Source organism: Streptomyces sp. NPDC048441 (assembly GCF_043200235.1).
GTDB lineage: Bacteria > Actinomycetota > Actinomycetes > Streptomycetales > Streptomycetaceae > Streptomyces.
Genome location: NZ_JBICXM010000006.1, coordinates 343,619 through 360,298, shown reverse-complemented (window position 1 = coordinate 360,298; position 16,680 = coordinate 343,619). Strand labels below are relative to the sequence as shown.

13 protein-coding genes are annotated in these 16,680 nt (G+C 69.4%); 8 read left to right on the top strand and 5 right to left on the bottom strand.

The window, feature by feature from the left end; genetic code table 11:
* Positions 1 to 67 precede the first annotated feature (67 nt).
* Positions 68 to 1,375 carry a fumarylacetoacetase gene (fahA, locus tag ACGFSB_RS17945; RefSeq protein ID WP_393399772.1) on the bottom strand — a complete coding sequence of 436 codons (1,308 nt, stop codon included), beginning with the start codon at positions 1,373 to 1,375 and terminating at the stop codon, positions 68 to 70.
* Positions 1,376 to 1,585: 210 nt separating this feature from the next.
* On the opposite strand from fahA, the gene ACGFSB_RS17940 reads away from it, so the two are divergent.
* The 3 genes from ACGFSB_RS17940 to ACGFSB_RS17930 all read left to right on the top strand — a co-directional run bounded on the left by ACGFSB_RS17940 (position 1,586) and on the right by ACGFSB_RS17930 (position 5,091).
* Positions 1,586 to 2,848 carry an ATP-grasp domain-containing protein gene (locus tag ACGFSB_RS17940; RefSeq protein WP_393399770.1) on the top strand — a complete coding sequence of 421 codons (1,263 nt, stop codon included), beginning with the start codon at positions 1,586 to 1,588 and terminating at the stop codon, positions 2,846 to 2,848.
* Positions 2,849 to 2,905: 57 nt separating this feature from the next.
* A complete protein-coding gene (locus tag ACGFSB_RS17935; RefSeq protein ID WP_393399768.1) occupies positions 2,906 to 4,108 on the top strand; it encodes an NAD(P)-binding domain-containing protein in 1,203 nt (400 codons plus the stop codon).
* 167 nt (positions 4,109 to 4,275) lie between these two features.
* Positions 4,276 to 5,091, top strand: a complete 816-nt coding sequence (locus tag ACGFSB_RS17930; protein WP_393399765.1) for an HAD family hydrolase — start codon at positions 4,276 to 4,278, stop codon at positions 5,089 to 5,091.
* 22 nt (positions 5,092 to 5,113) lie between these two features.
* Here the strand turns inward: ACGFSB_RS17930 and ACGFSB_RS17925 are convergent, their stop codons facing one another.
* Both ACGFSB_RS17925 and ACGFSB_RS17920 read right to left on the bottom strand, forming a co-directional pair.
* Positions 5,114 to 7,102, bottom strand: a complete 1,989-nt coding sequence (locus ACGFSB_RS17925; protein ID WP_393399762.1) for a CocE/NonD family hydrolase — start codon at positions 7,100 to 7,102, stop codon at positions 5,114 to 5,116.
* 28 nt (positions 7,103 to 7,130) lie between these two features.
* Entirely contained in the window at positions 7,131 to 8,645 is a 1,515-nt protein-coding gene (locus ACGFSB_RS17920) for a peptide MFS transporter (protein ID WP_393399760.1), read from the bottom strand.
* Between the two features lie 321 nt (positions 8,646 to 8,966).
* On the opposite strand from ACGFSB_RS17920, the gene ACGFSB_RS17915 reads away from it, so the two are divergent.
* The 5 genes from ACGFSB_RS17915 to ACGFSB_RS17895 all read left to right on the top strand — a co-directional run bounded on the left by ACGFSB_RS17915 (position 8,967) and on the right by ACGFSB_RS17895 (position 14,752).
* Positions 8,967 to 9,977 carry a polyprenyl synthetase family protein gene (locus ACGFSB_RS17915; protein ID WP_393399757.1) on the top strand — a complete coding sequence of 337 codons (1,011 nt, stop codon included), beginning with the start codon at positions 8,967 to 8,969 and terminating at the stop codon, positions 9,975 to 9,977.
* Between the two features lie 189 nt (positions 9,978 to 10,166).
* Positions 10,167 to 11,102 carry a CHRD domain-containing protein gene (locus ACGFSB_RS17910; RefSeq protein ID WP_393399755.1) on the top strand — a complete coding sequence of 312 codons (936 nt, stop codon included), beginning with the start codon at positions 10,167 to 10,169 and terminating at the stop codon, positions 11,100 to 11,102.
* A 293-nt stretch (positions 11,103 to 11,395) separates the two neighbouring features.
* A complete protein-coding gene (locus ACGFSB_RS17905) occupies positions 11,396 to 12,673 on the top strand; it encodes an outer membrane lipoprotein carrier protein LolA (RefSeq protein ID WP_393399753.1) in 1,278 nt (425 codons plus the stop codon).
* A 158-nt stretch (positions 12,674 to 12,831) separates the two neighbouring features.
* On the top strand, positions 12,832 to 13,833 hold the full coding sequence (locus ACGFSB_RS17900; RefSeq protein WP_393399751.1) for an ABC transporter ATP-binding protein: 1,002 nt from the start codon (positions 12,832 to 12,834) through the stop codon (positions 13,831 to 13,833).
* Positions 13,820 to 14,752 carry an ABC transporter permease gene (locus tag ACGFSB_RS17895; RefSeq protein WP_393399749.1) on the top strand — a complete coding sequence of 311 codons (933 nt, stop codon included), beginning with the start codon at positions 13,820 to 13,822 and terminating at the stop codon, positions 14,750 to 14,752. The genes ACGFSB_RS17900 and ACGFSB_RS17895 overlap by 14 nt, the downstream gene beginning before the upstream one ends.
* Positions 14,753 to 14,798: 46 nt before the next feature.
* On the opposite strand, the gene ACGFSB_RS17890 is transcribed toward ACGFSB_RS17895, so the two are convergent.
* Together ACGFSB_RS17890 and ACGFSB_RS17885 are read right to left on the bottom strand one after the other, a co-directional pair.
* Positions 14,799 to 15,386 (bottom strand): flavodoxin family protein, encoded by a 588-nt coding sequence (locus tag ACGFSB_RS17890; RefSeq protein ID WP_393399747.1) that lies wholly within the window; start codon positions 15,384 to 15,386, stop codon positions 14,799 to 14,801.
* A 118-nt stretch (positions 15,387 to 15,504) separates the two neighbouring features.
* Positions 15,505 to 16,446, bottom strand: a complete 942-nt coding sequence (locus ACGFSB_RS17885; protein ID WP_393399745.1) for a M28 family metallopeptidase — start codon at positions 16,444 to 16,446, stop codon at positions 15,505 to 15,507.
* Positions 16,447 to 16,680: the final 234 nt, after the last annotated feature.

Sequence of the window (16,680 nt, the reverse complement as noted above, 5' to 3'; positions counted from 1 at the left end):
CGCAGAAGATCGAACGCACCGCGCGGAACCGCTGCCGCCGGGGGTGACCCACCCCCGGCCGGCAGTGTCAACGGGCCGCGGCGACCCTGCCAGAAACCTCTCCGAGGCCCACCCGGGTGCCATCCGGGCCCGGGGCCCACGCCGAGAGGGTCACCTCATCACCATCCTCGAGGAACGTCCGCTTCCCGTCCGGAAGGACAAGAGCGTCGCGGCCGTTCCAGGTGATCTCGATCAGCGAGCCGTACTGACCCTCGGACGGCCCGCTCACCGTGCCAGAGCCGTACAGATCACCCGTGCGCAGGGACGCGCCGTTCACCGTCATATGGGCCAGCTGCTGGGCGGCCGTCCAGTAGACGGTGGAGAAGGGCGGCTCGGAGATGACGTGGCCGTTCAGCGTGACGGTGATGCGCAGGTCGTAGCCCGCGGGCTCGTCTGCGACGGACTCCGCCGAGTCGTCCAGGTAGGGGAGGAGCTCGTGCGTACGGGCGGGAGGGGCGACCCGCGCCGCGTCCAAGGCCTCAAGGGGGGTGATCCACGCCGAGACGGAGGTGCAGAAGGACTTGCCGAGGAACGGTCCGAGCGGGACGTACTCCCAGGCCTGGATGTCACGCGCCGACCAGTCGTTGAGGAGGCTGAGCCCGAAGACGTGCTCCCGGAAGTCCGCGAGCGGCACCGGCGTGCCGAGCTCCGACGGCGTACCCACGACGAAGCCGACCTCGGCCTCGATGTCGAGCCGGACCGAGGGCCCGAAGACCGGTGCCGTCTCCGCGGGGGCCTTGCGCTGACCCGTGGGGCGTACCACTTCCGTCCCAGAGACCACAACGGTGCCGGATCGGCCGTGGTACCCGATGGGCAGGTGCTTCCAGTTGGGGGTCAGCGGAGTCGGTGATTCGGGGCGGAAGATCTGCCCCAGATGAGTCGCGTGGTGTTCGGAGGCGTAGAAGTCCACATAGTCCGCGACCTCGAAGGGGAGGTGCAGTGTGACCTCGGATAGCGGGTGGAGGAGGGGGCGCACGACCTCGCGGTGGGCCGGGACCGTCACCCACGCCGTGAGCGCGCGCCGTACGTCGGACCAGGCCGTGCGGCCCGCGGCGAGCAGCGGGTTAAGCGTGGGCCGGGAGAGCAGTGAGACATAGGGCGAGCCGAGTGCCGCGGCCGCGGCGCCCGCGTCCAGGACATGATCGCCGAGCCGCACACCGACCCGGCGCTCCGGGCCCCCGGCCGAGGCGTGGGCCGAGTCGCCGGCCAGGGAGAACACGCCGTACGGGAGATTGTGCGGCCCGAAAAGGTGGCCCTCGGTGAGAGCGAAGGGGTCGCCTTCGGAGGGGACGGAAGGGTTGCTCCCGGCCGGATCGAGCGGGGTCTGCTCGGACATGCGTACCTGCCTCGCTTTCCATATGGGTGTGCCACACGGTACGTGGAAAGTCCCTGGTTACGGCAGTGGCTAAAGAGTTAGCAATGTCCGAATAAGCCTTGCTGGAGGGGTCAATTCGGGCTTAGCGTCTTTTGGGGGACGCGGACTGGCTGGGTCCGGGTCGGATTGAGGGGACACGTGGGGGGACCCGTGGCCAGGAGTGACGACAGCGTGCCTTTCTCGGTGGACCGAGGGGTGCCCGGCCTGATCGTGAAGTTCGGCAGCTATCCGCTGCACCACGGCGGCGTGGGTGCGATCCGCAGCCTCGGGCGCCTTGGCGTGCCCATGTACGCGATCACGGAGGACCGGTACACGCCCGCCGCGGCCTCCCGCCACCTCACCCGTGCCTTTCCCTGGCCGACCACCGGGGCGGAGGAGCCGGAGCGGCTCGTCGACGGGATGCTGCGCGTCGCGCGCCGGATCGGCAGGCCTGCGGTCCTGATCCCGACCGACGAGGAAGCGGCCGTTCTCATCGCCGAGCATCAAGGGCCGCTGAGTGACGCGGGATTCCTCTTCCCACGCGTAGAGCCGGAGTTACCCCGCCGCCTCGCCAGCAAGCAGGGCCTGCACGAGCTGTGCGTGGAGCACGGCATCGCCTCGCCGGCCGCGGCCTTCCCCGAGAGTTACGGGGACATCGAGGAGTTCGCCGCATCGGCGGTCTTCCCCGTGGTCGCCAAGAACCGCGAGGCGTTCACGCGCCGCAGCCGTCCCGCGGTGAACGGGACGACACGTATAGAGACGTCCGACGGCCTGCTGAGCCTCGCCCGCGACTGGGGCGTACGGCCCGGAGTGATCCTTCAGGAGTATCTGCCGCGCGAGCAGGCCGAGGACTGGATCGTGCACGCGTACTTCGACGCGGACTCGACACCCCTGGCGATGTTCACGGGCGTCAAAGTCCGCTCCTGGCCGCCGCACGCGGGGATGACGGCGAATGCGTACGTCGTCGACAATCCGGAACTCGCGGACCTCGCCGCACGTTTTATCAAGCAGATCGGCTTCACCGGCGTCATCGACCTCGACCTGCGCTTCGACCGGCGCGACGGTCAGTACAAACTGCTCGATTTCAACCCCCGCATGGGTGCCCAGTTCCGGCTCTTCGAGAGCGAGTCGGGGATCGACGTCGTCCGTGCGATGCACCTGCACCTGACAGGGCGCCCGGTTCCGGAGGGGGAACAGCGCGCCGGCCATCGGTACGTCGTCGAGAACATCGACCTGCCCGCCCTCCTCGCCTACCGCCGCAGCGGATACACCACGCCGCACGCGCCCCCACGCGCGAGCGGCACGGAGCTGGCGTGGCTCGCGGCCGACGACATGAAGCCGTTCTTCACGATGCTCGCCCGTTTCGTACGGCCGGGGGCGAAGCATCTGTACCAACTGTGGCGGACCAACCGCCGTGGCAGCACGACCAGTTCGCACAGCACCACCGGCAATTAGCAGAGCGGCACCACGAAGTAGGCACACGCGGTAAGTGACGTCCTGGGGAGGGACTTCGTGATCCATCCAGTAGCAGTCATCGGGGCGGGGCCGTACGGCCTGTCCACCGCGGCCCATCTGCGGGCGCGCGGCATCCCGGTGCGGATCTTCGGTGACCCGATGGTGAGTTGGCGTGACCACATGCCGGCGGGGATGCTTCTCAAATCGACGCCCGTAGCCTCGAACATCGACGCGCCACAGCGCGGATACAGACTCGTGGACTACTGCGACGCGGCAGGAATCCCACGCCTCGTCACGGACGAGGACATCATCCCCGCCGCGACGTTCGTGGCCTACGGGGAGTGGTTCCAGCAGAAGCTCGTGCCCGAGCTCGAGCGGGTGCGGGTGGTGTCGGTGGAGCGAAGAGGCACGGCGGGCTTCGAGCTGAAGCTGGACTCGGGCGAGCAGTTCACGGCACGCGCGGTCGTCGTCGCGACCGGCCTGTCCGGTCTCGCTCATGTCCCGCGCGAGCTCGCCGCAGCCGCGCCGGACGGGCCGACCCCCACAGGGCCCGTCTCGCACAGCTCCCAGCACCACGATCTGTCACGTTTCTCCGGCCGTGAACTGATAGTCGTCGGGGCCGGTCAATCAGCCTTGGAGACCGCCGCGCTGGCGGCCGAGGCGGGGGCGAGTGTGCGTGTCGTGGCGCGCGGCAGGGGCGCGGTGGACTTCGGCGACCCGCCGTGGAACCAGCCGAAGCTGCGTCCGGAGTCGCCGTTCGGCCGCGCCTGGTCGCTGTACGCGTTCAGCTATCACGCCGATCCGTACCGCTACCTCCCTCCCCAGGCCCGCCACTTCCTGGTCCGCCGCATCCTGGGCCCGCTCGGCGCGTGGTGGCTGAGAGACCGCTTCGAGGACAAGGTGCGGACACGCGAGGTGCGGCGGATCATCAAGTCCGAAGCGCGGGAGGAGGGGTCGGTCCTCCGGGTGGAGACGCCCGGCGGCCGCATCGAGGAGCTCACCGCCGACCACGTGATAGCGGCGACGGGCTACCGCGTGGACTTGGCCGCGATGGACTTCCTCGGCCATGAACTGCGGGCCCGCCTGGCCGTCAGCCGCGGCACACCGAAGCTGGGCGCGGGCTATGTCTCCTCGGTCCCGGGCCTGTACTTCACGGGGATGCTGGGCGGCTCGTCGTACGGCCCGATCATGCGGTTCGTGTGCGGCACGGAGTTCGCCTCGCCGCGGCTTGCGGGGCATTTGGCCAAGGTGCACGGCTGAGGGGTCTCAACTCGGGCACACCCCGCCGCCCTCGCGCAGGCCGATGGCTCGAAGCGACACGTCCCGGTGAATCCTTCGAGCGCCGGTGGTGCGACCGGCGCACTGTGCGCGTCACAGCTCCTGTCGCATTGCGTTCAGCAGCGCTGTGGATCCGTATTCTCTGGATCATGGCTGCACCCCTCGCATATTCACTCATCGCCACTGACCTGGACGGGACGCTGCTGCGCGGCGACGACACCGTCTCCGACCGGTCGCGGGCCGCGCTGGCCGCGGTGGTCGGGGCGGGGGCCCGGCATCTGGTGGTGACCGGGCGGCCCGCGCCGCGGGTGAAGCCGTTGCTCGATGATCTGGGGGGTGCGGGACTCGCCGTCTGCGGGCAGGGGGCGCAGTTGTACGACGCCGGTGCGGACCGCATGGTCTGGTCCGTGACGCTCGACCGGGAGCTCGCCGAGGCCGCGCTCGGGAAGATCGAGGCGGAGGTCGGGCAGCTCTACGCCGCCGTTGACCAGGACGGAGTGGACGGGCTGACCCTTATCGAGCCCGGGTATCTGATGCCGCACCCCACCCTGCCCGCCGTGCGGGTGAAGGGGCGTGACGCGCTCTGGGCCGAGCCCATCAGCAAGGTGCTCCTGCGCCATCCCGAGCTGACCGACGACGAGTTGGCCGCCGTCGCGCGTGACGCTGTGGGGCCCCTCGCCACCGTCACCATGTCAGGGCCCGGCACCGTCGAGCTCCAGCCGCGCGGGGTGACCAAGGCGACCGGGCTCGCTCTTGCCGCCGAGCGGCTCGGGATGACTGCGGAGGACACCGTCGCCTTCGGTGACATGCCCAATGACGTGCCGATGTTCGTGTGGGCGGCGCGTGGTGTCGCCATGGCCAACGCGCATCCCGATCTCAAGTCGGCCTCGGACGAAGTTACTTCCTCCAATGAGGATGACGGGGTGGCTCTGGTGCTCGAGCGGTTGCTGGCAACGGGGGAGTAGCCCGAGCAGCCCCCGGACAGTCCTAGCCCGCCGTGCGTGGGATGCGTTTCTCCCACGTCCGGTGGAACACCACCTCGCCCCCCTCCTTGCACACCACCTCGTTGGACGTGATGAAGTCCGTCGCGTCGCAGGTGATCTCCGAGCGGGACTCGACCCGTACGTCCCATGCCAGTTCGGGGCGGTGCAGCCGGATCGTCCAGTCGGAGCGGGTGCGGGCGCTGAGGGGGTCGGACTCGTTGATCGTGTACGCCTCGACCGCGTCCTCGGTGAATTCGAGGCCGTCCGGGTAGACCCGCGTACCGCCGTAGCGCGGGTCCACCTCCAGGCGCCATTCGCCCTTCGCCACATCGCGTACGACCAGGCGCTCGGGGCGCGGCTCGTCGAGCGTCGCCGGGTAGACCACCTCGAGGGGTGCTGACTGCTCGGGGGCGGGGAAAGTGATCGAGGGGTCCAGATCGCCTTCCCGTACCGGGAGGTCGAGCGCGCTGCCCGCCGGGTCGAGGACGAAGCCCGCCGAGTCCGCCTGCGGCCAGATCCACGGCCAGTACGCCGATGACACCGCGAGCCGGATCCGGTGTCCCGGCGGGAAGGTGTGGCCGATGGCGTTCAGTTCGAACGTCACGTCCTCCGTGGCGCCGACCGGCCACGGCTCGACCTGGTCACGGCCGTTGCGGGCGGAGAGGTTCAGTGCGCCGCGGGTGACCAGGGTCGACGAGCCGTCCGGCGCCACGTCGCAGACGCGCGCGATCGCCTGGCCGGTGGGGGCATCCATGCGCAGCCGAAGGGTCACCTGGGGGCGGCCCAGGATGCGTACGGCCGAGGGGACCTCGAACTCGAAGCACGCCGACTTCGCGTCCTCGTCCCGCTGGTCCGGCGGCAAGTCCGCGTCGTTGCCGAAGGGGAAGTAGCGGCCCGCGTCCAGGCCCGTGTGCTGGGGGGAGTCGACGACGAGAGGGGCGCCCTGGAGGGCGTACGAGGTCGTGGTGATGTTCGGGGAAGGCCAGGAAGGGTCGCCGACCCAGCCGCCCGGCAGCTCGTCGTACACCGTCGCCGGCGGGTGCGAGTCGCTGATCCAGGAGCGGAGCTTCGGCTCGGACATGATGCCTGTGTCCACCCCCTTGAGGTGGTGGTCCCACCAGCGCAGGGTCTCCTGGAGGAAGCCGATCGCCGGGCCCGGCGGCAGGCCCCGGTCCGGGTACTGGTGCGACCACGGCCCGATCAAGCCCCGTACGTCACCCGGCAGCTGCTCCACCAGGCGCAGGACCGTGTCCCGGTAGGGGTCGTGGAAGCCGCCCACCGCGAGCACCGCCGCGCCGATCGCCGAGTAGTCCTCGCAGACGCTGCCGTGCTGCCAGTACGCGTCCCGCGTCTGGTGGTCCAGCCACGTGTGGATGAAGGGGTCCACGGCTTCGAGGCGGTCGACCCACATCTGACGCCAGCGGTCGCCGACGAACAGCGGGTCCGGCGGGCGGGAGACGAAGGCCAGCATCGTCGCCGCCCATGCGTGCATGTCGACGGCGAGGACGGAACCACCCATGTAGTGCACGTCGTTGTCATAGCGGTCGTCCGCCGAGCAGACCGTGATGATCGCCTTGAGCGGCTCGGGCGCGAGGGCCGCGATCTGGAGGGAGTTGAAGCCGCCCCAGGAGATGCCGAACATGCCGACCTTGCCGGAGCACCAGGGCTGCTCGGCGAGCCAGTTGACGACCTCGACCCCGTCCGCCAGCTCCACGGCGTCGTACTCGTCGCCAGGCAGACCCTCCGAGTTGCCGTGGCCCCGCACGTCCACGCGCACGGAGGCGTAGCCATGGCCCGCGTACCAGGGGTGGCGCTGCGCGTCGCGTGGCGCCGTCCAGTCGCTCAGACGGTAGGGGAGGTACTCCAGGAGCGCGGGGACGGGTTCGTCCGTCACCGGGCGCCAGATGCGCGCGTAGAGCTTGGTCCCGTCCGGGAGGGGTACCCGGACGTCCTCGTGCGTCGTCTCGTACGGGAAGGAAGTGCGAATCTGCATGGCGGGAACCTCGGGAACCTCAGTGTCCTCAGTGGACGGGGTGCATGGTGCGGCGCAGCCACGGTGCGAGCAGGATGACGGCGATACCGGCGGCGACCGCGATCGCGCCGTTCACGCCGAAGTACGCCGGGTTGGAGACCTCTCCGTAGAGCTTCACGATCTGCGCCTGGATGCCGTTGGCGAGGGCGAGCGAGAGAAACCAGAGGGCCATGGTCTGGCTGGCGAAGGCCTTCGGGGCGAGCTTCGTCGTGGCCGACATGCCCGAGGTCTCCACGAGGATGTCGCCGAGCCCGAGCAGCAGGTACGAGCCGACGATCCACCAGACCGCCATCTTGTACGAGTCGTCGCCGTGCCCGGAGGTGGGCAGGACCATCAGGAGGAACGACAGACCGCCCAGGATCACGCCGAACGCGATCTTGTTGGAGGCGTGCGGCTGGCGATGGCCCATCCGGGCCCAGACCGCGGCGACGACCGGGGCGAGCGCGACCTCGAAGGCGCCGAGCGCGGAGGCGTACCAGCTGGCGGGGAAGGTGAAGCCGAAGATCGAGGTCTCGGCGTTCGTCGAGGCGAGCAGGATCATCGTCGAGTAGGCCTGGAAGAGGATGAAGTTGAAGACGACCGAGGCCAGGAAGAGGACCACGTAGGGCTTCAGGCGCCCGCGTTCCTCGCCGCTCACGCGCGGGCTGCGGAACATGACCACGAAGTAGACGACCGGCGCGATCACCGAGATGACGGTGAGCAGGTCGACGAAGCGGTCCATCGTCAGCCAGCCGACGCCGGCGAGCAGGGCCGCGACGGCGGCGACCACGAGGACGCCCACGACGATCAGGACGACCGCGCGGCGCATCGCGTCCTTGGGCAGCGCGAATTCGGCCGTCGCCTTGCGTCCGGCGAGGTGGCGGCGGCCCAGGACGTACTGGATCAGGCCGAACGTCATGCCGATCGCGGCCGCCGAGAAGCCCCAGTGCCAGCCCTTGTGGTCGCCGAGCCAGCCGGTGATCAGCGGGCCCGCGAAGGCACCGATGTTGATGCCCATGTAGTACAGCGCGAAGCCCGCGTCACGCCGGTCGTCGTCGGTGCGGTAGAGCTTGCCCACCATCGAGGCGACGTTCGGTTTGAGCAGACCCGTACCCGCGCTGATCAGGCCGAGGCCGACCCAGGTCATCGTCGCCGTCGGGACCGCCATCGAGTAGTGGCCGCAGGCGATGAGGATGCCGCCCCACAGGACCGCGCGGTACGAGCCGAGGATGCGGTCGGCGAGCCAGCCGCCCGCCACCGACACCAGATAGACGAGTGTTCCGTACGCCGCCGACACCGACGCGGCGGTCCCGGAATCCATGCCCATGCCGTCGTTCGTGACGGAGTCCGCGAAGTAGAGGACCAGGATGGCCTGCATCCCGAGGAACGAGAAGCGTTCCCAGACCTCGAGGCCGGAGAGGGTGAGCAGCCCGCGCGGCTGCCCGAAGAAGGCGTGGTCGTCGCCCGGTGGCGGCTCCGTGGGTGGTTCAGCGGGCGGCTCGGTGTCGGCCTCGGTGCGGGACAAAGGTTCTGCTCCGGGTAGTTCCGTTGTTGATGGGGCTTCTGCTGTTAGCGGCGCGGGGTTTCCGCCGTTAGTGGGGTGATGCGGTCTTCTCGGTCGTATCAGCTGATCAAGAACATACCGGTGGTCATGGAACGTCGCCTGGGCGGCATGGCACAGGCGGGTGCCCACTGTGATCGAAAGGCGACCGGATACGCTGACTTGAGTAATGGCAGCGACACATCGACAAACCGTGTCATCGACCCCGTCATCGCGCAAAGATCGACCGAGTGATGATCGACCGAGCGACCGACTTGTGATCGTCAGCAGACAGGAGAACCCCTCGTGACCGTCGTCGGGCCCTTCGGCCTCAGCGTGCGGGACCAGGCTCTCGAAGCCGATGTCCAGGCCGGATTGGTGGCCGTCGAGGAAGGTCTGCTCGACGCCACCAAGAGCGGGGTCCCCTTCATCACGGAGGCCGCGCAGCACCTGGTGCGCGCGGGCGGCAAGCGGTTCAGGCCGCTCCTCGTGATGCTCTCCTCGCAGTTCGGCGATCCGTTCGCACCGGGCGTCGTGCCCTCCGCAGTCGTCGTCGAGCTCACGCACCTCGCGACGCTGTACCACGATGACGTGATGGACGAGGCGGACGTACGCCGAGGCGTCGAGAGCGCCAATCAGCGCTGGGGCAACTCGGTGGCGGTCCTCACCGGCGACTTCCTCTTCGCCCGCGCCTCGTACATCCTGGCCGACCTCGGCCCCGACGCCGTGCGCATCCAGGCGGAGGCCTTCGAACGCCTGGTCACCGGCCAGATCCTGGAGACGGCGGGCCCGACCGAGGGGCGCGACCCGGTCGACCACTACCTCGACGTGCTCGGCGGCAAGACCGGCTCGCTGGTCGCCGTGGCGTGCCGGTTCGGCGCGATGATGTCGGGCGCCGACGAGACCGTCGTGGACGTCCTGACGCAGTACGGAGAGCGGCTCGGCGTCGCTTTCCAGCTCGCCGACGATGTACTGGACATCGCGTCCGACTCGCGTGAGTCAGGCAAGACGCCGGGCACGGACCTCCGTGAAGGCATTCCCACCCTTCCGGTCCTGCGGCTGCGTGAGCGCGTGGAGAAGCTCGGGCTCCCCGATGACATCGCCCTGTGCGAGCTCCTCGACTCGGACCTGACGGACGATGCGCGGCATGCCGAGGCGCTGGCGCGGCTGCGGGTCCACCCGGCCCTGGAGCAGGCGCGCAAGGACACCGTGCGGTTCGCGGAGGAGGCGCGTGCGACGCTCGCGCCGCTGCGGGAGTGCGACGCGAAGACCTCGCTCGTCGAGCTCTGCGATCTGGTGGTGCACCGGGCGGGCTGAGACCGCTCGCAGGTGTGTGACGCAGGTCACATTCATTTTGTCCAGTCTGGATTGAGTCCAGGGTCAGATCCCTTCCGTACCTATGCCCGGAAGCCGACGCAGGGGGCGTCGGCTCAGGCAGGGGGATTTCAGATCATGGGCACTCTTCGCACCTCAGGCACTCTTCGTACCTCAGGCACTTCTGTTTCTGTGAACCGCCGCGGCCGGGCACTGCTCGCCGTGGGTGCGGCCGTCGCCGCCGCGGCGGGAGTGGCGGTCGCGGCACCGCCCGCCGTCGCGCACAGCGGTGGCACAAGCGGCGGCGGATCCGTCTTCGCGGCGAGCATGAACGGCGCGAACGAGGTGCCGGTGCAGGGCGGGCCCGCGGTCGGCGACAAGGACGGCAAGGCCCTGGAGTTCATCAAGGTCGAGGGCGACAAGGTGTCGGTCACGGTCAAGTGGCGCGGCACGGGCAAGCCGACCGCCCTCCACATCCACCAGGGCGCCAAGGGCACCAACGGCGGCGTCAAGGTCGACTTCACCAAGCTGCTCGACAAGGGCAAGAAGGACCACCGCGTCTCCGGCACGGTCACGGTCGACGACGCGGCGCTGCTCGAGCAGTTGAAGGCCGACCCCGGCAGCTTCTACGCCAACCTGCACACCGCCGAGTTCCCGGGCGGGGCCGTCCGCGGCCAGCTCCACCAGGTGACGGCCGACGTCGACTTCGGCCACGCGGCGGCCAACTTCCAGGCGTCCGTGATCCAGGGCAGCCAGATCTACGAGTGCAAGAAGGCCGATGACGGCTCCGGCAAGTTCGCCTTCGCGCAGCGTGACGTGAGCGCGCGGCTCGGCGGCCACATCGCGCACAGCTTCACCGCGCCCAACTCGGGCACCCCGCAGTGGGTGGCCCCCGACGGCAGCGCGGTCACCGGCAAGCTGATCTCCAAGACCCCGAACGGCGACAAGAACATCGCCGAACTCGACCTGGCGGCCACCCAGACAGGCAAGTCCCACGGGCTGCTCGCCGGGACCACGGAGATCCTGCGCCTGAACACGGTGGGCGGGGTCGCGCCGGCGGGCGACTGCGAGGCGGGGGCCATCGCGAGCGTGCCGTACAAGGCGGATTACGTGTTCGTTCAGCGCTGAGTCGGAGCTGAGTCGGCGCTGAGTCGGCGCTGAGTCAGCGCTGCGCTCGTACGGCTGACGCGGCGTCTCCCCTACGGGATGGGGGAGGCGCCGCCTCTCTGTGTCATCCCACAGCAGTACGTGGAGTTGCTCCCGGGGTCTGACGCTTCTCGCTGGCCGATTTGGTCGTATAGAGGCAAGCAAGGTCCAGCAAGACCAACCACTCCTGACCTATTCGGGTGAGAATGGCGGCGCGGGGTGGACGCACGCACGTACTGGGAAGGCCGCCGCCGACCACGGAGGTAGGGCACACAATGGCACCGTACGAACCGGAGCAGAACACCAGCGACGCAGGGGAGCTGCGCGCAGGCCGTCGCAAGGCCGCGCGTTACGTCGTCCCGATCGCGGTGGCGGGGGTGGCGGCGGCGACCATCGGGCTCGTCCCGGCGCTCGCCACGTCGGGCGACCCGGACCTGCCGAAGGTCACCGCACAGGAACTCATCGAGAAGATCGCCGCTTCGGACACGGAGCAGCTCTCGGGCACTGTGAAGATCAGCACCGACCTGGGCCTGCCGTCCTTCGGGGGCATGACCGGCGGCTTCGCTCCGGGCAGTGGCTCGGGCGGCGGAAGCGAGGACGGCGAGGGCTCGTCCGCGGACCCGCAGTCCAAGCTGATGGAGCTGGCGTCCGGCACGCACACACTGCGCGTCGCCGCCGACGGCCCCGACAAGCAGAAGCTGTCCGTCCTGGACAACGCCGCGGAGTACAGCCTGATCCACAAGGGCGACGACGTCTGGGCGTACGACAGCAAGTCGAACGAGGCCTATCACTCGAAGGCGGCGGGCAAGGCTGCGGGCAAGCACGGGGACGCCGGCAAGAAGGATGTCCCGAAGGACCTCCCCAAGGATGTCCCGTCCACGCCCAAGGAGTTGGCCGACGAAGCACTGAAGGCGGCCGACGGCACGACGTCGGTCAAGGTCGACGGCACCGCGCAGGTCGCGGGCCGCGACGCCTACCGCCTGGTCATCAAGCCCGAGCAGGCCGGTTCGACGGTCGGGCAGATCACGGTCGCGGTGGACGCCGAGACCGGTACGCCGCTGAAGTTCACGCTCACCCCGTCGAGCGGCGGCAGCGCGGTCGTCGACGCGGGCTTCACGAAGGTCGACTTCGGCAAGCCGGACGCGTCGACGTTCGACTTCACACCGCCCAAGGGCGCGAAGGTCACGGAGGCCGACGACGCCAAGGCCGAGAAGCACGGCTTCAAGGGCGACGCCAAGGAGTTCAAGGGCGAGGAGGGCCTGAACGGTCTGAACGTCATCGGCAAGGGCTGGAACTCCATCGCCGAGCTGAAGGCGCCGGGCGGCCAGGGCCTCCCGACCGGCAAGTCCGGTGAGTCCGGTGAGTCCGGTGACGTCCCGCCGGACGCACAGCGCCTCCTCGACTCGCTCGGCGACAAGGTGACGGGCAAGTTCGGCTCGGGCACGGTCTTCAAGACACGCCTGATCAACGCCCTCATCACCGACGACGGCAAGGTGTACGTGGGAGCGGTGACCAAGGACGCCTTGGTCAAGGCAGCGAACGCCGCCCACTAGCGCCCCGTAAGGGGCGCGGGGCTGTGACATCTGCGGCTCCGCCGCGTGGGCGCGACAAGCTACGACGCACCGCAAGTGGCATACGGCGGCGGATTCAGGGGGCAGACCTCTGAGTCCGCCGCAGCTACGGGTGGCGCTCGGACGACGGGAGGACAAGAGTGCCGAGCACCACCGGCAGTGCGACGGAAAGCGTCATCGAGACGTCAGGACTCACCAAGCGCTACGGCAAACAGCTGGCCGTGGACAGCCTCAGCCTCACCGTCCCCACAGGCAGCGTCTTCGGGTTCCTGGGGCCGAACGGCTCCGGCAAGACGACCACCATCCGGATGCTGATGGGCCTGATCGAGCCGACTTCCGGCCATGCCAAGGTCCTCGGCCGCCCCATGCCGCGCGAGACCCGCACGGTGCTCCCGCACGTGGGCGCGCTCATCGAGGGCCCGGCCCTCTACGGCTTCCTCTCCGGCCGCGACAACCTCCTTCGTTACGACGCCGCCGACCCGACCGCCGATCCCCGCACCCGCCGCGCCCGAGCCGAATCGGCCCTGGACCGGGTGGGGCTGACGGCCGCCGGGAGCAAGAAGGCGAAGGCGTACTCGCTCGGCATGAAGCAGCGCCTGGGCCTGGCCGCCGCCCTGCTCCAGCCGCGCGAACTCCTCGTGCTCGACGAGCCGACCAACGGGCTCGATCCGCAGGGAATGCGTGAAATCCGGGCGCTGGTGCGGGAGTTGGCGTCAGAGGGCACGACCGTCTTCCTCTCCTCGCACCTCTTGGACGAGATCGAGCAGGTCTGCACCCATGCCGCGGTGATGGCCCAGGGCCGTCTGATCACCCAGGGCCCGGTCGCCGAACTCGCCGCGGGCGCGCGGGGGCGGCTCGTCGTGACGACCCCGGACACGGGAGAAGCGGCCCGCGTCCTGAAGGAGCTCGGCGTGACGGATCTCGTCGTGACGGAGGACCGGGTGACGGGCGAGCCACCGGGCGCGGACGCGGGAACGGCCACCCGCACGGATGTCGGCACGGACACCGGCATGGATATCGCGGAGTTGAACGCCGCCCTGGTCGGGGCGGGCGTACGCGTACGGGGCTTCGGCGTCGAACGAGCCTCGCTGGAGGACGCGTTCGTGGCGCTGACGGGGGAGGGTTTCGATGTCGCGGGCTGAGATCACCGACGTACGGGAGATGGAAGACGTACGGGAGAGCGGCGATGCACGCGAAAGCGGCGACGTACGCGAAGTGCGCCGCATCTGGAGCCTCGGGCTCCTCCGCAGTGAACTGGGCATCACCTTCCGCCGCTGGCGCACCCTCGCCCTGCTCGGCGTGCTCGCCGCCGTGCCGATCCTGGTGGGCATCGCCCTCAAGATCGAGACCAGCGACGGCTCGTCGGTCGGCGGGGGCGGCGAGGGCGGTGGGCCCGCGTTCATCGCGCAGGTCACCAACAACGGCCTGTTCCTGGTCTTCACCGCGCTCGCAGCGACGCTCCCCTTCTTCCTGCCCATGGCGGTCGGCGTCGTCGCGGGCGACTCCATCGCGGGCGAGTCGAGCGCGGGCACGCTCCGCTATCTCCTGGTCGCCCCGGCGGGCCGGACCCGCCTGCTGCTCGCCAAGTACGCGACGACGATGGTGTTCTGCGTGGTCGCGACCCTGGTCGTGGCCGCGTCCGCGCTCGCCGTCGGTGCGCTGCTCTTCCCGCTCGGCGAGGTCACCACGATCTCCGGCACCCGGATCAGCTTCGGCGAAGGGCTGCTGCGTGCCCTGCTCATCGCCCTCGCGGTCGCCGCGTCACTGATCGGCGTCGCGGCGCTCGGGCTCTTCGTGTCGACGATGACCAGCAGCGGTATCGCGGCCATGGCGACGACCGTCGGCCTGCTGATCACGATCCAGATCCTCGACCAGATCCCCCAGCTGCACGCCATCCAGCCGTACTTCTTCTCGCACTACTGGCTGTCCTTCGCGGACCTGATGCGCGAGCCCGTCTACTGGGACGAGCTGGTCAAGAACCTCGGCCTGCAAGGCCTGTACGCGGCCGTGTTCGGCTCGGCGGCGTGGGCGCGGTTCGGGGCGAAGGACATCACGGCGTAGGGGGCATCCCGTAGAGGGCGTCCGTAGGGGGCGTCCGTAGGGGGCGTCAGCTTTCGTATGGGAAGCGGGCCACCTGCGGCTCCTGCGCGAAGAACGTCTTGGCCTCGGTCAGCGCGTGCTCGTCCTTCAGTACGTCGCCGGGCTTGCTGCCGTTGCCGAGCAGTACGCCGCCGAAGCGCATCCCGAGATACGCGGCGGAGTTCCGCAGGGTGCCGACGAGCGGCTCCGCGACGACCGGCTCGCTGCCGGCCAGTGCTGTCACGCCCCACAGGGTGCGCCCGGCCATCGTGGCCTTGAAGTCGACGCTGGGAATGCGCAGCCAGCCCGACCAGTAGTCGAGGTAGCGCTTGGTGGTGGCCGAGACCGAGAACCAGTACAGGGGCGACACGATGACGATGTCGGTGGCCTCGACGGTGGCGTCGAGCAGCAGCCTCGCGCTGTCGCCGCTCGGCCTGACGAAGTCGCTGTCGTGCCGGAGGTCCTCGAAGTCGGCCAGCGGGTGGTCGGCGAGGTTCAGCCAGCGCTGCTCGACGTCCGACGGGAGCTGCTCGGCGGCCCTGCGGGCGAGGATCTCGCTGTTGCCGTCGGGGCGCGAGCTGCCGAGTACGAAGAGGAACTTACGGGTCTGAGTCATGAGGTGCCCCCTGGGTGCGATGCCGCGCAATTACCTGCACGTGCACTATATGCACGCGCAGGTAATTGCGTCCAGGGGGTACTGAGGGGGTGCTACCGGGCCGCTGCCCCGGCCGGGCTCAGGAGGAGAGCCCCCATATCGCGTACGCGATGGCGTCGCTGTTGTGGTCGAGCGCGGTCCCGTCGATGTTCTTCTCCGTGTCGCACGCGGAGTGGTAGCACTTGTCGAACGGCTCACCGGCCGTGCCGCCCCAGTTCTGGGCCTGCTCGGCGGTCTTCTTGTAGTCGGCGCCGCTGAAGAGGCCGCCGACCGGGATGCCCGCGTCCTTGAACGGGGCGTGGTCCGAGCGGCCGTCGCCCTCCTCGTCGGGCTCCGTGGCGAGCTTGAGGTCGCCGTAGAAGTCCTTGAAGGTCTTCTCGATCGTGGGGTCGTCGTCGTAGACGAAGTAGCCCGGGTTCGGGGAGCCGATCATGTCGAAGTTCAGGTAGTCCTTGATCTTCGAGCGGTCGGCGGCCGGCAGTTTGTCGACGTAGTGCGAGGAGCCGACGAGTCCCAGCTCCTCGGCGCCCCACCAGGCGAACCGCAGATGCTTGGTGGGCTTGTACTGCTCTTTCGCCACGGTGAGCGCGGTCTCCAGGATCGCGGCGGACCCCGAGCCGTTGTCGTTGATGCCGGGGCCCTCGCCGACGCTGTCGAGGTGCGAGCCCGCCATGACGACCTGGTCGGCGTCGCCGCCCGGCCAGTCGGCGATGAGGTTGTAGCCGGTCTTGCCGCCGGAGGTGAACTCCTGGAGGGAGGTGGTGAATCCGGCCTCGTCCAGCTTGCCCTTCACGTAGTCGATGGAGGCCTTGTAGCCCGCGCTGCCGTGGGCGCGGTTGTCGCCGTTGGACGAGGCGATGGACTGCAACTGCGAGAGATGGGCCTGGACGTTGGTGACGGAGATGTCGGGCGCGGCCGCCGTGGGGGAGGGGGCCGCGGAGGATATCGCGCTGGTGGTGAGGAGTCCGGCGGCGGCTATGACGGCGGCTGCCGTGGCGCGACCGGGAATGGAGAGCTTCATGTGGGGGGCTCCGAATTCCGTGAATGTCGAACGGGATTGGCGTGCCTGATGGTGCTGTGGAGATTGACCGTGCGTCAAGAGCGCATATCGGTCGACGTGTTCCGCATGGCGGTGGGTGCCGTCGTCTTGGCTGGTGGCCGGTGCTTGGCAGTTGGCGGTCAGCGGCGGGTGCCGGGCTTGGGCAGCGGGCGGGGGCGGGGGATCGAGCGGGGCTTGGGGTCCCGCCCCCGCTGT